Annotated in this window: 14 protein-coding genes and 1 pseudogene; 7 read left to right on the forward strand and 8 right to left on the reverse strand. The window is 63.1% G+C overall.

All coding sequences use genetic code 11. The annotated features are described in order from the left end of the window. Window positions 1–154: 154 nt before the first annotated feature. Entirely contained in the window at window positions 155–1,639 is a 1,485-nt protein-coding gene (locus BLP76_RS13700) for a xylulokinase (RefSeq protein ID WP_111328826.1), read from the reverse strand. A gap of 440 nt (window positions 1,640–2,079) precedes the next feature. On the opposite strand from BLP76_RS13700, the gene BLP76_RS13705 reads away from it, so the two are divergent. Together BLP76_RS13705 and BLP76_RS13710 are read left to right on the forward strand one after the other, a co-directional pair. Beyond that, window positions 2,080–2,496, forward strand: a complete 417-nt coding sequence (locus BLP76_RS13705; RefSeq protein ID WP_092814406.1) for a DoxX family protein — start codon at window positions 2,080–2,082, stop codon at window positions 2,494–2,496. Between the two features lie 63 nt (window positions 2,497–2,559). Then, window positions 2,560–3,072 (forward strand): DUF4405 domain-containing protein, encoded by a 513-nt coding sequence (locus tag BLP76_RS13710; protein ID WP_092814292.1) that lies wholly within the window; start codon window positions 2,560–2,562, stop codon window positions 3,070–3,072. 131 nt (window positions 3,073–3,203) lie between these two features. On the opposite strand, the gene BLP76_RS13715 is transcribed toward BLP76_RS13710, so the two are convergent. The 7 genes from BLP76_RS13715 to BLP76_RS13745 all read right to left on the reverse strand — a co-directional run bounded on the left by BLP76_RS13715 (window position 3,204) and on the right by BLP76_RS13745 (window position 9,140). After that, window positions 3,204–4,502, reverse strand: a complete 1,299-nt coding sequence (locus BLP76_RS13715; RefSeq protein WP_092814295.1) for a DUF3422 family protein — start codon at window positions 4,500–4,502, stop codon at window positions 3,204–3,206. Further along, on the reverse strand, window positions 4,480–5,478 hold the full coding sequence (locus BLP76_RS13720; RefSeq protein WP_092814298.1) for an NAD-dependent epimerase/dehydratase family protein: 999 nt from the start codon (window positions 5,476–5,478) through the stop codon (window positions 4,480–4,482). Before BLP76_RS13720 ends, BLP76_RS13715 begins: the two co-directional genes overlap by 23 nt. 15 nt (window positions 5,479–5,493) lie before the next feature. Then, the gene (locus BLP76_RS13725; RefSeq protein WP_092814301.1) at window positions 5,494–6,297 is read right to left on the reverse strand and encodes a glycosyltransferase; all 804 of its coding nucleotides are present in this window, start codon (window positions 6,295–6,297) and stop codon (window positions 5,494–5,496) included. Window positions 6,298–6,320: 23 nt separating this feature from the next. Further along, complete coding sequence (locus BLP76_RS13730) at window positions 6,321–7,541, reverse strand: NAD-dependent epimerase/dehydratase family protein (protein WP_092814304.1); 1,221 nt, start codon at window positions 7,539–7,541, stop codon at window positions 6,321–6,323. 259 nt (window positions 7,542–7,800) lie between these two features. Then, a complete protein-coding gene (gene mntR / locus BLP76_RS13735) occupies window positions 7,801–8,232 on the reverse strand; it encodes a manganese-binding transcriptional regulator MntR (RefSeq protein ID WP_244514585.1) in 432 nt (143 codons plus the stop codon). 199 nt (window positions 8,233–8,431) lie between these two features. Continuing rightward, window positions 8,432–8,914 (reverse strand): tRNA (N6-threonylcarbamoyladenosine(37)-N6)-methyltransferase TrmO, encoded by a 483-nt coding sequence (gene tsaA, locus BLP76_RS13740; protein WP_425284197.1) that lies wholly within the window; start codon window positions 8,912–8,914, stop codon window positions 8,432–8,434. Between the two features lie 16 nt (window positions 8,915–8,930). After that, complete coding sequence (locus BLP76_RS13745; protein WP_092814312.1) at window positions 8,931–9,140, reverse strand: TOBE domain-containing protein; 210 nt, start codon at window positions 9,138–9,140, stop codon at window positions 8,931–8,933. A gap of 89 nt (window positions 9,141–9,229) precedes the next feature. Here BLP76_RS13745 and BLP76_RS13750 point away from each other — a divergent pair, with 89 nt between their 5' ends. From BLP76_RS13750 to BLP76_RS13770, 5 genes and pseudogenes are all read left to right on the forward strand, one after another. After that, entirely contained in the window at window positions 9,230–10,021 is a 792-nt protein-coding gene (locus BLP76_RS13750; RefSeq protein ID WP_092814315.1) for a TOBE domain-containing protein, read from the forward strand. Window positions 10,022–10,038: 17 nt separating this feature from the next. Then, window positions 10,039–10,800 (forward strand): molybdate ABC transporter substrate-binding protein, encoded by a 762-nt coding sequence (gene modA / locus BLP76_RS13755; protein ID WP_092814318.1) that lies wholly within the window; start codon window positions 10,039–10,041, stop codon window positions 10,798–10,800. Window positions 10,801–10,806: 6 nt separating this feature from the next. Continuing rightward, the gene (modB, locus tag BLP76_RS13760) at window positions 10,807–11,493 is read left to right on the forward strand and encodes a molybdate ABC transporter permease subunit (protein ID WP_092814409.1); all 687 of its coding nucleotides are present in this window, start codon (window positions 10,807–10,809) and stop codon (window positions 11,491–11,493) included. 20 nt (window positions 11,494–11,513) lie between these two features. Beyond that, window positions 11,514–12,617, forward strand: a complete 1,104-nt coding sequence (gene modC, locus BLP76_RS13765; protein ID WP_092814412.1) for a molybdenum ABC transporter ATP-binding protein — start codon at window positions 11,514–11,516, stop codon at window positions 12,615–12,617. 75 nt (window positions 12,618–12,692) lie between these two features. Beyond that, window positions 12,693–12,913, forward strand: a pseudogene (locus BLP76_RS13770) (IS630 family transposase); the annotation flags it as partial.

Here is a 12,913-nt window from a genome sequence, read left to right on the forward strand (position 1 = left end):
TGTGCCATGCCTCATCCTTCGCCCCATCCTGCATCCAAGAGTCATTTCAGTACATTATGCGTGAACGTTCGCGTGGCGCAGAATGCGGCGTAAGGTCAAGGGCCGGATCGGCACTTTGCTCGTAAAGCCGCATGTCGCTCCCCGGCCGGCGCATTCAACTCGCCCCCCGGCGAAGCTTCTCGAGAGACCGAGCCGCATGTGCCACCGGCTCGTGCATCTCGGTGAAAAGGGCATAGAGCGCATCGTAATGCGCATGCTGTGCCGCATGCGGCAGGTAGGAGGTAAAATCTGCCTCGGGTGCGGCTGCGCCAATGTTCTCGGCAAATCCAAGGGCAACCCGACAAAGGGCAAAGCAACCGGCAAGCCCCATCTCCACGTGGCGAGAGACGAGGACGGGACGGCCGAGAATATCGGCACGCATCTGGTTCCAGATTGGACTTTTGGTGCCACCTCCGGCCATGCGAACGGCTTCCGCCGTGAGGCCTGTCGCGGTCTCCGCCCGCTCCAGCACGGTGCGGTTGAGGAAGCCGACCCCCTGCATGACGGCGCGCACGAGATCACCCCGGCCATGGCCGGACGTCATGCCGAGAAAGGAGGCCGCAAGATCGCCGTCCCAGAACGGTGTGCGCTCTCCGTGCAGATACGGGTGAAAGAGAAGCGGGCGCGGATTTTCAGGCTCTCCCAAAAGCGCCGCCAGCCGTTCCTGGAACGGACGAGGCGTCGTATCGAGCCAATCGACGATCCAGGTGAGAAGGTTGGCGCCGTTTTGACCTGGACCACCCAGATGCCACAGCTCCTCCCCCCAGGGGATGGTGATCAGCCCTTCAGCCTCCCCGCGCCGATGCGAAAGCAGGCCGAAGACCTCCGACGAGCCGGAAATGCAGTACGCGCTCCCGCTCTTGAGGCCTCCGAGACCGGCGACCGCCGTCCAGCTGTCGTTGGAGCCGCACAGAACCTTGGCTCCGGCAAGCGCGCCCAGCGCGCCCGCAAGCCCCTCGCGCACCTGACCGACGATGTCTTCCGGCCGCCCGAGCGGGGGAAGAAGCGCGCGTGCAATGCCGAGCCGCGCCGCAACCGAGGCGTCGCCGCCTGCGAGAGATTGCGCCAGCCAATGCTGAGAGACGCGGTCGGACCGGGCGATGCCGGTCAGTTGCAGATTGAGATAATCCTTGGGCTCCAGAACGAGCCGCGTTCGTTCCCAATTCGCCGCCTCATTCTCCTTCAACCAGAGGAGGCGCGCGGTCGGATGGAAGGCGTTGAGGCCTGCGAGCACACCGTCGGCACAGAGAGCCTCGTCTCTGCGCACAGCCGCAAGCACGCTTTCAGCGCGCGAATCGCGAAAGCCGAGCGCCGGACGCACGCTTCTCCCCGCCTGATCGAGAAAGACCTGCGTGCGGGTGAAACCGCACAGCGCCACCGCCGCAACGCCATCGAGGCCCCCCTCGTTCTCGCTTGCGATCCGTTCGCAGGCGCTTGTCAGAGCCTCCCACCAGAACGCCGGCTCCTGCTCGGAATTTCCGGGCGCCTTCTCCTCGAAGCCCGTTTCGGCATTCGCGCTCGCCGCAACCGACCCGTCCGCATCGAACAGGCATGCCTTGAGAGCCGAGCCCCCGAGATCGATCGCCAGGACGCGCGTCATGAGAAACGTCTCCCGCACCCTTTTTGCACGCGCGGTCGAGGCGAAAACGCCTTCGCCGCACGCCCGGACGACATCGGCAAACTGCCTGCATGAGACAGGAAAGTTGCCGCGCCCGTGGAGGCAGAGGTTGAGCGTGAAACCTTGTGAGAGAGGGTCACGGCAGGTTGAAGAGTGTGTGCAGGAACAAAGAAAACCCTGCGGGACCTATAACTTAGCTCCACGGCCTCCTCATGCGACTCATCTGAGTCCATTCTTAAGCCCCTGACTTACCAGCTGTTAATTTGCGGGAGAAGCCATGCTGTGGCTTTCTCCGGGCAGGCTGATCGCTCGTCATCGCCCGTGGGACGCGGCTCCTCCTCCGCGTGCGGGCGAACGAAGCGGCCGGGGCGGTTTGCGGGCAAGGCTCGCGGATCCAGGCGATCATCAAGAAGGACGTTTCCATGACCACCAAGGATCTTGAGACAATTTGGGCGCCACGCGTCCTCAGCATCGTGCGCATCGTCGCCGCACTCCTGTTCATGGAGCACGGCACGCAGAAGCTCTTGGGCTTCCCGCCTGCAGACCATGTGACGGCGGCGTTCAGCCTCGGTTGGTACGCCGGCATTCTCGAAATGTGCGGGGGCGCGCTCCTCGTTGTCGGCCTGTTCACGCGGCCGGTAGCCTTCGTGCTCTCCGGCCTTATGGCCTTCGCCTATTTCATCGCGCATTTCCCACGTGCCTTCTATCCCGTGCTGAATGGCGGCGATGCGGCGATCCTCTTCTGTTTCTTGTTCTTCTATCTCGTCTTCGCCGGGCCCGGCCCGTGGAGCGTCGATGCCTGGCGCTCGAACAAGACGTTTTTGCCGCCGCGCGACTGATTTCTGTCGGAAGGGCGGGACGCCCGCCCTTCTCTCTCCCCGTCTGCGGGAAGGAACGCAAACATGGACTCGCGCGGCAGCGACCCGACCGACACGATCGTGAAGCCGGCCATGATCGCGCTCCTGGTCGTCTCGGGCGTGACCGGGATCATGATGCTCACGCATCGCTACAGCGATCTCGTTCGCTTCGCGCATGAATGGCTGAGTGTTCTCTTCATCGTCGCCGCACTCTGGCTCTTGGTCCGCAACTGGCGAATTTTTGCGCGGTCGTTCAAACGGGGTTCCGGCCGGGGCGCCTTCGGGATCGCCCTTGTGGCATCGGTGGCGCTCACCGGAATGACGGGAAACGCTCAGCATGTGAGCCCGACCACCGTGCTTCAGGCGTTATCGAGCGCGCCCCTTGAGAAAGCGGCCCCCGCCTTCGGACTGGAACCGGAGACCGCACTGGCGGTGCTGCATCAGGCCGGGATCAAGGCTTCCCTTGGCGATACGCTCAGCACGATCGGCGCCCGCAACGGCACCAACGGCGCGGAGATCGCCTCGCGCCTTGCCGAACAGGCGCAGGCGAGCGAGTAACCTCGGCACAACATAGCTTCAGAAAGCCGCACCGCTGTGCGCACGCCGGCCACACCACGACGCCGACAAGGATGGGATAGCCTGCGAGCCCGTGCCTTCGACCAACGTCAATCTGAGGTTCAGGTCGTGGTCTAATCGGGATTCTTTTTGGCAGCTGCACGACGTGCCCGGCGGACCCCGTACCACACGAGACCTGCCACAAACGGCACCGCAAGACCCGTCGCCAGACCAACATTGATCGGCGTGCCGGCGCTTTCCGCGGCCTTGAAGAGATAGCCGACGAGACCGATGGCGTAATAACTGATCGCCACCACCGACAGGCCTTCGACCGTTTCCTGCAGTTTGAGCTGAACGCGCGCGCGCTCGTCCATATTCTTCAAAAGGTCGCGGTTCTGCTCTTCGAGTTCCACCTCGACACGCGCACGCAGAAGGCTGCCGACACGGGCCGCACGCTGCGCCAGCGCCTCCTGGCGCTCCTCAGCCGATTCGCAAGTCGCCATCGCCGGCCCCATGCGCCGGTCCAAAAAGCCGTCGATGGTCAACACCTCGTCCATGCGCTCCAAACGCAGATCGCGCAGCCGCTGTTTGACGAGCTGATAATAGGCGCGCGATGCGCCGAAACGATAGCTGGTGCGCGCCGCCACGCTTTCGATCTCGGCAGAGAGTTGGGACAGATGGCGCAGCAGATCGGCGTCGCTCGTCTTGTCTGTCCGGTCGGCCATGCGCGCACTGATATCAGCGAGCGCCTCGTCGACCGAGCGCAGCCGCGGCGTTGCCTCCTGGGCGATCGGCAGAGCCAGTAGCGCGAGCGCGCGATAGGTGTTGAGTTCGACAAGCCGCTGCACGGTACGGCCGGCATGGCGCTCCTCGAGCCCCTTGTCCTGGATCAGGATGCGCGTGAAATGGTCGGAATGCAGGCGGAAATCGGCCCATACCAGAGCCTTGCCACCGGCCACGGCATTGCCGATCAGAGGATTGCCATTGAAATGCCGGAGCGAGATCTCCTCCGGGCTCGGCATCTCCACTTCTTTCGGGATGATCGCCAAATGCACCGCCGACAAGATCTCCCCCGGCACTTCCGCGAGCCAGTCGCGCGGCAGTTCCTCGATGATCGTGTCTTCGAAGGGGTGGGTGAAATGCGCCCGCCGGAAAAAAGTGTAGGAGCAGAATTCCGTATGGCGCTCCCATTTTACGGTGAGACCACCAAACTCGGATGTATGGTGTTTCGCGTCGCTTGAGGGAGCTGAGCCGCCGAGACGGGCGCAAAGGCGCGCCAGATGCTCCCGGTCCGCCTCCAGGCTCTTCTCGCCAGACAAGGCGGCAAATTGCGAGATGCGCAAGGGGGCGCGCATCGGCTCGGACGGCCGCGCATGCAGCTCGCGGATCAGGTATTCCCGTTGCGGATGCTCACGGAAAGCTTGTGTGTTCATTCGCTTCGGCTCCACAAACGCCGGCGAGTACATCGATCGTGCCGGCGAATTGCGTCCGCCCGCCCGGTTGCCAGCCCAGTCTCCTTAAGCGATCACAACACATGATGGCGACACTTCTTTCGTCGCCCCTTTCAGGTAGCGATCCTGGCCGGGCCAGTGCCTCGCGCAACGCCGCCACGATCTCGCGGTTGCTGAGAAGAAGATCGGAGCAGTTGTAGACCTGTCCGGCAGCCATTTCCGCGGGAGCACCAAGGAGGATAGCGACGGCCTGCCCGACATCCTCGCCATGAACCTCCGTCGCGACGCGCGGCGCAATTTCAAGAGTCCCGTCAAGAATCTGGCGTGCGATGCTCATCCATTTCGTCCGCTCCACCGGTTCCACGAGACCATAAACACCCGTCACTCTAAGCGAGGCCCCGGCAAAGCCCATAGGCGGGGTGGCCGGCGTGACGGCTGGAACGGCGGGCGGAGCAAACGCCTCCGGCGGGGCGAGGCAGAGTTTGCGCAGTCCCCGTTCCACGGCGAGCTTGACGTGGCCGTAATGGGTGTCCGGCTCGGGCACCATCGTCTCATCGAGCGGTCCTTCCAGCGAACCGTAGACGGCACGGCTCGACAAGAAGATGGCACGCTTCACGCCCGAAGCTTTGGCCTCAGCCAGAAAGCGCAAAGAAGCGTCGCGGTTGGCGCGGTAGAAACCTTCGACGTCGTCGCCCTCGCCACCGCGGTAGCGGCCCGCCACATGGCGAAAAGCGGCGTGGACGACGTGATCCACGTCCGCAAGGGCGTTGCCGAATTCACGCTGCGGATCGAGCGCAAAGGGCACCCACTCAAAGGGAAAGGAAAAACGCCCCTCGGGCGGCCGGGTCCGCGAGGCGAGCCTGATCCGAAGACCATGGCCGGCCAGATAGCCGGCAATCAGCTGGCCGACATAGCCAGTCCCGCCGGTGACGAGAACGAGGGGCGACTTGTCGCTCATGCGCAGGGAAAATCCCTACGCGACCGGCACGATCGGATCGAGCGATTCCGGCAATCCACGCCCTTCCATGACGTTCCACCACAAATCGATCAGCGGCCCGAGCTCGGCGCGCTTGGGATGATCTTCCTGCCAGGGCTTTTCGTATTGGTAGTGCAGGATCTTGGTGGCATCCCAGTTCCACAGCTGCGGCAACCGGAAATAGACGTATTGAAGGACGTTGTAGATGTACGGCAGGCCGTGCCAGTCGGCGAAGTAATCCTGCAAAAAGCTCTGATCGGTGCGGGGCCAGAACGCGTCGGGCGCGTCGAGGACCAGCATCATCGTCTCGTAGGTCGCCTTGTTGGGCTCGGTTACGAAGACGCCGGAATTCAGCCGATGGAAACCGTCGAGCGCGTCATAGACGTTCGGCGCGGCGGAAAACCCCGGATAGCCGAAGAGCTTGTCGCAATTGCGCAGAAAGAGCGCATCGGCATCAACGAAGACGATGCGCTCGTATTCATCGAGCTCCCAGAGCCGCAGCTTGGCAAAATTGAGAAGCGGGTCGTGAAAGCTCGGCTTCTCTCCCCTCGTGAAGGGCGCTTCACGGTGCTGGGCGGCCCGGCTATGGCGTTCGCGGAAAGCTTCCGACACCTCCGGCGGACGTGTCGGAACCACCCTCACCCCTTCCGCTTCCATCTGATCGAGCCCCGGAAGATCCTCCGGGGCCAGGACAAGCAGCGGCGCTTCCGATTCCGTCATACGGAATGAACGCGCAAGCGCCGTCGCTCCGATCAAGTAATCAGGATTTGCGGCAAGGGTAGCATAGGCAACTTTCGCCATACGGCCGAGACTTTCTATGAACTTTAGGAGATTGCCGTCAATTTCGGCGAACCTGGGTGGGTATTAATCGCCTTGTTACGCTCTTTCGTCCACCCAGACACGCACGGAATGCGCGTTTTGTCGATTCGGTAGGCGTATTTGCGGGCCACGTCGATCACTTCCGACAAGAGGCCTTCCTCAAGCCGGATCGGATCGAGGCCGAGAGCTAGGAACTTTTCGTTGCAGACGGAAAGCTCGTTTTCGTCCGCCTCTTTGCGAGGGTTCGGCAGGTTGATGATCTTCGCGTCCGTCATCTTCGCAACGAGCTCGGCGAGATCGCGCACCCGATGGGTCTCCGTCGCCTGGTTGAAGATCTTGACCGGTTCACCCGCCGCCGGCGGATTCTTGAGAGCAATTTCGATGCAGCGCACGGAATCCTGAATATGGATGAAAGCGCGCGTCTGCCCACCGGTGCCGTGCACGGTGAGCGGATAGCCGACCGCGGCCTGAATCAGGAAGCGGTTAAGGACGGTGCCGTAATCGCCGTCATAATCGAAACGATTGATGAGCTGTTCGTGCATCTTCGTTTCGGCGGTGTTGGTCCCCCAAACGACGCCTTGATGCAGGTCGGTGACGCGGATGCCGTCATTCTTGGCGTAGAACTGGAACAGCAGCTGATCGAGGCATTTCGTCATGTGATAGACGCTGCCCGGATTGGCCGGATAGAGGATTTCGCGATCCTCCCACTCGCCCGTCTGGCTCTGGATCTTGACCGGCAGATAGCCTTCCGGGATCTGCGCCTTCACCGTGCCATAGCCATAAACGCCCATGGTGCCGAGATGCACGAGATGCGCGTCGAGATCGACCGCGACCATGGCGTTCAGAATGTTGTGGGTGGCGTTGACGTTGTTGTCGACCGTGTAGGTCTTATGACGGTCCGACTTCATCGAATAGGGCGCAGCGCGCTGCTCGGCGAAGTGGATGATCGCCGCGGGACGATTCTCATCAAGCCAGTTCTTGAACCGCTCGTATTCCTTGGCGACGTCGATCAGATGGAAGCGCAGTGCAACCCCTGTCAGTTCGCGCCAGACCCGGCAACGTTCCTGGATGGAATCCATCGGGGTAAGCGACTGAACGCCAAGCTCGGTGTCGATCCAGCGACGGCTCAGATTGTCGATGATGTGGACCTCGTGCCCACGCTTCGACAAATGCAAGACGGTTGGCCAGCCGACGAAGCCGTCGCCTCCTAAAACCGCGATCTTCATGACAATCCCATCTCCTGAGTGCGCTTTGCGTCGATCTTGTCACAATATCGGCGCCGGATGACAATCCCATGGTGCAAGCCAGGGATGCGACGTTGCGCGTCGGCGGCAAAGGGCGCACCGTCCGGACGGTGCCGAAGGTGCCCACGCCACTGAGAATTCGGGCGCAACTGGAAGGCCGTCAAGGCGCGCCGTCGATCCCTTGCCCAGCTCATAAAAATGCTCTTTGCGAACGCCCGGCGACCCGTTCAGCACCGCACGTTCAGTTCTGGCGTTTGAGAAAGTCCCGGAATGCCGCGAGCGTTTCGTCGCTGACATGATGCTCCACGCCTTCCGCGTCCTGTTCGGCGATTTCGCGGCTCGTGCCGATCGCGAGGAGGAAATCGCGCACCAGCGCATGGCGTTCGCGTGCGCGTGCGGCCAGGGCTTTGCCGGCATCGGTCAGGAAGATCGAACGATAGGGTTCAGAGCGCACCAGCCCGTCGCGGATCAACCGCTGAATCGTGCGGTTGACCGTGGCGTGCGTCACCCCGAAGCGCTCCACGAGGTCGGTTCCACGCGCCTCTCCACGGACGGCGATCAAATCGTCGATCAGCTCGACATAATCCTCCGCCACTTCCGATTGGTGCGCCTTGCGCACCCGCTCGAAAGCCGCGCGCTGGCGCGCCGGATTGAGAAGCTTGTCCTTTGGCACTGTCCGGTCCGTAGGCAGGAGCAACGCCACTTCTGTAACAAATTTTCACCGGCGGACAATGCTTAGCATCGCCTAAAGCGGAGCGCCTTGCCGCACGTCTAAAGGCCTCGGATCGACCGTTATGACGTGACGGGAATAGGACCTCCGCAGACCTCGGTTGACCTCGCCGCAACCCGCAACTCAGGGCGCGAACGCGCGCTCACGTCGCCTCCACCTGCTGATCGCCCGGATGCGGAGGTCCGGCGGGCTTATAGAGGCAGCGGTCCGGCTTGATGTCGATGAGCGGCGTCTCGTCGAGACAATCCATGCCGCGCACCAAGAGCGCCCCCTCCTCCACCGCCACCAGTCTGACGATCGAAGAACCGATCGGATTTGGCCGCACCGGCGAGCGGAGCGCGAACGTTCCCCGCGCCTCGCCGCCGCCTCTGGGGCTTTGCAGGACGAGATCGCGGCGGGACCGGTGCAGCCAGTAGAGCACTTCGAGCCGTTCGTAGAGCGCGATGGTCTGCAGCGCCTCGGTCCACGGCTCGAAGATTTCCAACCGGCACAAAGGCCCGTCCGGTCGTCCCATGCGCGGACAATCCATCCGCGATTTCCAGGGGGTACGGGCACGGCCGATAAAGACGAGGCCCGCATCGACGGGCGGAGGCGCCGAAACGGCGCGCTCCCTTTGATCGTCCACGTCTCGCCCGCTCATGTCAGTCGCTGACGCCGACCATCACGTCGGAAGCCTTCACGACCGCATAAGCCTCCTGACCGACCTTAAGGCCCAACTCGTCGACGGCCTCGTTGGTAATCGATGAGGTGATGACCGCTCCGCCAATGTCGATGCGAACATGCGACGTGGTCGCCCCCTTCAACACTTCCACGACCTTGCCCTTGAGCTGGTTGCGCGCACTAAGCTTCATATCCTTGTCCCCCAAACGTCGAACTATCTATGAACTTAGCGACACGTTATGTAGTTTGACTATACGACGTTAGACGAGCACCCCCGGCAATGGAAATCGAAGCCCTCGTATCTTTGCGCAGCGCGGAATCGCCGGCGGTCGGCCGCGACAGGATCCGCCTGCTCGAAGCCGTGGCGCGGGAGGGCTCGATCACGGCCGGGGCGAAGGCTGCCGGCATCACCTACAAGGCCGCATGGGATGCGCTCGACGCCATGGCCAATCTGTTCGGTCAGCCCCTTCTGGAAAAGCGCACCGGCGGACGTTCCGGCGGCGGGGCGACCCTGACCCCGACCGGCATCAAGGTCATCGAGGCCTATCACAAGCTCGAGGTGGAGATGGCGCGCGTCGTGCGCTCCATCGAGCCGCATCTGTCCGGCACCGGCATTTCTCCGCTCAACCTCGTCTCGGGAGTTCTCATGAAGACCTCGGCCCGCAATGCGCTGAGAGGCACGATCACGCAGATCGTCTCCGACACGGTCGCCTGCGAGGTGGCCATCAAGGTCAACGAGGATACGACGATCTACGCCGTCGTCACCCAGGAGAGCCTGAAGGCGCTCGGCCTGTGCATCGGCCGGGAGGCCGTCGCCCTCATCAAGGCGCCCTTCGTCATCATCGCGCCCGGCAAAAGCGCCCCGCCCATGTCGGTGCGCAATTGCGTCGCCGGCCAGGTGCGCCGGCTGACGCCCTCCGAAGTTACCACCGAAGTGGTTCTCGACATCGGCGGCGAGAAAAGCCTCGCCGCCACCATCACGGCCGAAAGCGCCAGATCTCTGGGGCTCGAACCCGGAAAACCGGCATGTGCTCTCTTCGACGCGGCCCATGTCATTCTTGCGATCGACTGATCATTGGGGGAACAGAAATGATGTCTTTGCGCTCTCTTGCGGCCGGGCTTGTGGTCGCCGCCATCTCTCTGCCGGCATCGATGGCTGCGGCGGCTGAGACGAATGTCGCCGTCGCCGCCAATTTCACCGAGGCGGCCAAGGAGATCGCCGCGGCCTTCAAGGAAAAGACCGGCGACGAAGCGGCTCTGTCTTTCGGCTCGACCGGCCAGCTCTACACGCAGATCAGCCAGGATGCGCCGTTTGAGGTGTTTCTTGCCGCAGATGACGAGCGGCCGGCAAAAGCGGTCTCCGAAGGCTATGCGGTGGAGGGAAGCGCGTTCACCTATGCGATCGGCAAGATCGTGCTGTGGAGCACCGACGCCGACCTCGTCAGCGGCGAAGACACCCTGAGATCCGGCGATTTCAACAAGATCTCGATCGCCAATCCGACGACCGCCCCTTATGGCGCGGCCGCTGTTGAGACGATGAAGGCGCTCGGCGTCTACGACGACCTTGAGCCGAAGATCGTCCAGGGCAACAACATCGCCCAGGCCTTTCAGTTCGTGCAAACTGGCAATGCCGAGCTTGGTTTCGTGGCCCTGTCGCAGATTGCGGCGAACAGCGAAGGCTCGCGCTGGGAAGTGCCCGTCGATCTCTACACGCCGATCAAGCAGGACGCCGTCCTCTTGAAGAAGGGCGAGGAGAGCGCTGCGGCGAAGGCCTTTCTCGATTTCCTGAAGGGACCGGAAGCCGGCGCCATCATCGAGAAATACGGCTACGGCACGGCCGCGGGAAGCTGATTGTCCGTGCCGGAGCTTTCGTCTGAAACCCTCTCGGCGATCCGCCTCACGATCGAGCTTGCTGCGATCACGACGGTGATCCTGCTTCTCGTCGGCACACCGATCGCCTGGTGGCTGGCGCGCTCCAAGGCGTGGTGGAAGGAGGCAATCGCCACCGTGGTGGCGCTGCCCCTCGTCCTGCCGCCGACGGTTCTGGGCTTTTATCTTCTCGTTGCGCTCGGCCCTTCGGGGCCGGGCGGGCAGATCGCATCACTCTGGGGCGCACGCACGCTCGCCTTCACCTTCGAGGGCCTCGTCATCGGCTCGGTCATCTATTCCATGCCCTTCGTCGTGCAGCCGATCCGCAATGCCTTCGAGGCGATGGGCGAACGACCTCTGGAGGTGGCCGCGACCCTGCGCGCCTCGCCTTTGCGCACCTTTTGGAGCGTCGCGCTGCCACTCGCCCGGCCCGGCTTTCTCACAGGCGCCGTCCTCGGCTTTGCCCATACGGTCGGCGAATTCGGCGTGGTCCTGATGATCGGCGGCAACATTCCGGGCGAGACCAAGGTTCTGTCGGTCGCCATCTACGACTACGTGGAGACGTTGCGCTGGGCCGAGGCGACGGTGCTGGCGGCCGGCATGGTCGTCTTCGCCTTCATCGTCATCTTGACCATGACACTCATCGAAAAACGCGTGGCGCGGCCCGGGAAATGACGGTTCAGACACCTCCGCCGATGGCAGGAAGCACGATCGAGGCCGCCTTTTCCGGCCGGCTCGGAAATTTTGCGCTCGACGCTTCCTTCTCCGTCCCGGCAAGAGGCGTCACCGGGCTCTTCGGGCCGTCGGGCTGCGGCAAGACCTCGGTGCTGCGCTGTGCCGCCGGCCTCAATCGATTGCAGGGCACGTTCTCGATCGACGGCGAGGTGTGGCAAGACGACAAGACGTTCCGTCCGACGCATCGGCGCCCGATCGGCTACGTCTTTCAAGAGGCGAGCCTTTTCCCGCATCTGAGCGTTCGCCAGAATCTTCTCTTTGGCGCGCCCGGGAGACAACCGCCCTCCTCCGCCACCGGCACGAGTTTTGAGGAAGTCATCGAGCTGTTGGGCATCGGCGACCTTCTGGCACGCTCGACAAGCAACCTCTCCGGCGGTGAACGCCAGCGTGTCGCCATCGGCCGAGCACTTCTCTCACAGCCCAAGCTCCTCTTGATGGACGAGCCGCTTTCCGCACTCGACCGGCAGACCAAGGACGGCGTTCTGCCCTTTCTGGAGCGTCTGCACGACCGCCTCGCCATGCCCGTGCTTTATGTGAGTCACGACATCGCCGAGGTGGAGCGGCTTGCCGACCATCTCGTTCTGATGCAGGCGGGCAAGGTTCTCGCCGCAGGTCCCCTCGCGGAATTGCAGGCCGACCCGAACCTGCCGCTTGCCGCCTCCCGGGAGGCCGTCGTCAGCCTCGATGCGGTCGTCGAAAGCTATGATGCCTCTTTCGGCCTTGCCCGGCTTGCCGTCGCCGGTGGGCATTTCGAGATCCCCGCCGCGGCCGGGGCGCCCGGCACCCGCCGCCGGATCCGCATCGCGGCGGGCGATGTGAGCCTCACCCGCCGGCCGCCCGAAGGCACGACGATCATCAATATCCTGCCGGTGCGGATCCTCTCCGAAACACCAGTCGGCGCGCACGAAACTCTCCTCGTCCTGCGCCTCGGCGAAAACGGCGAAGGCGCCAGGCTCCTGTCGCGCGTCACACGGCGCTCCTGGCACCACCTGCAGCTCGAGGTGGGCCAGAAGCTCTATGCGCAGATCAAGGGTGTGGCGCTCACGCCGGCAAGCGCCGCCTAGAGCATCGGACCTGAAATGAGAATCGGAGGTTTGCGGATTGGCTGAAGCATGATTCACTGTTTGAGGAGGTGGATCATGGGCCGATGCTATTCGATGGATCTTCGCGAGCGGGTGGTGGCTCGTATTGCAAGCGGCCATTCGCGTCGTTCGACGGCAGAGCATTTCGGAGTGAGCGAGAGCTTTGCGATCAAGCTGATGCAGCGCCAGAGTCGTGCTGGGTCCGCGGCCCCGGCGCGTCAGGGGCGACCGCGCGGCAGTGGCAAGTTGGCAACCTTTGAGGCCTTCCTGATCGGCGA

The sequence above is a fragment of the Afifella marina DSM 2698 genome (genome assembly GCF_900102695.1).
GTDB lineage: Bacteria > Pseudomonadota > Alphaproteobacteria > Rhizobiales > Afifellaceae > Afifella > Afifella marina.

Coding starts and splice junctions, on each gene's coding strand:
- BLP76_RS13700 (WP_111328826.1), bottom strand. CDS start 1,639: ATGACGCGCGTCCTGGCGATCGATCTCGGGGGCTCGGCTCTCAAGGCA.
- BLP76_RS13705 (WP_092814406.1), top strand. CDS start 2,080: ATGACCACCAAGGATCTTGAGACAATTTGGGCGCCACGCGTCCTCAGC.
- BLP76_RS13710 (WP_092814292.1), top strand. CDS start 2,560: ATGGACTCGCGCGGCAGCGACCCGACCGACACGATCGTGAAGCCGGCC.
- BLP76_RS13715 (WP_092814295.1), bottom strand. CDS start 4,502: ATGAACACACAAGCTTTCCGTGAGCATCCGCAACGGGAATACCTGATC.
- BLP76_RS13720 (WP_092814298.1), bottom strand. CDS start 5,478: ATGAGCGACAAGTCGCCCCTCGTTCTCGTCACCGGCGGGACTGGCTAT.
- BLP76_RS13725 (WP_092814301.1), bottom strand. CDS start 6,297: ATGGCGAAAGTTGCCTATGCTACCCTTGCCGCAAATCCTGATTACTTG.
- BLP76_RS13730 (WP_092814304.1), bottom strand. CDS start 7,541: ATGAAGATCGCGGTTTTAGGAGGCGACGGCTTCGTCGGCTGGCCAACC.
- BLP76_RS13745 (WP_092814312.1), bottom strand. CDS start 9,140: ATGAAGCTTAGTGCGCGCAACCAGCTCAAGGGCAAGGTCGTGGAAGTG.
- BLP76_RS13750 (WP_092814315.1), top strand. CDS start 9,230: ATGGAAATCGAAGCCCTCGTATCTTTGCGCAGCGCGGAATCGCCGGCG.
- modA (WP_092814318.1), top strand. CDS start 10,039: ATGATGTCTTTGCGCTCTCTTGCGGCCGGGCTTGTGGTCGCCGCCATC.
- modC (WP_092814412.1), top strand. CDS start 11,514: ATGGCAGGAAGCACGATCGAGGCCGCCTTTTCCGGCCGGCTCGGAAAT.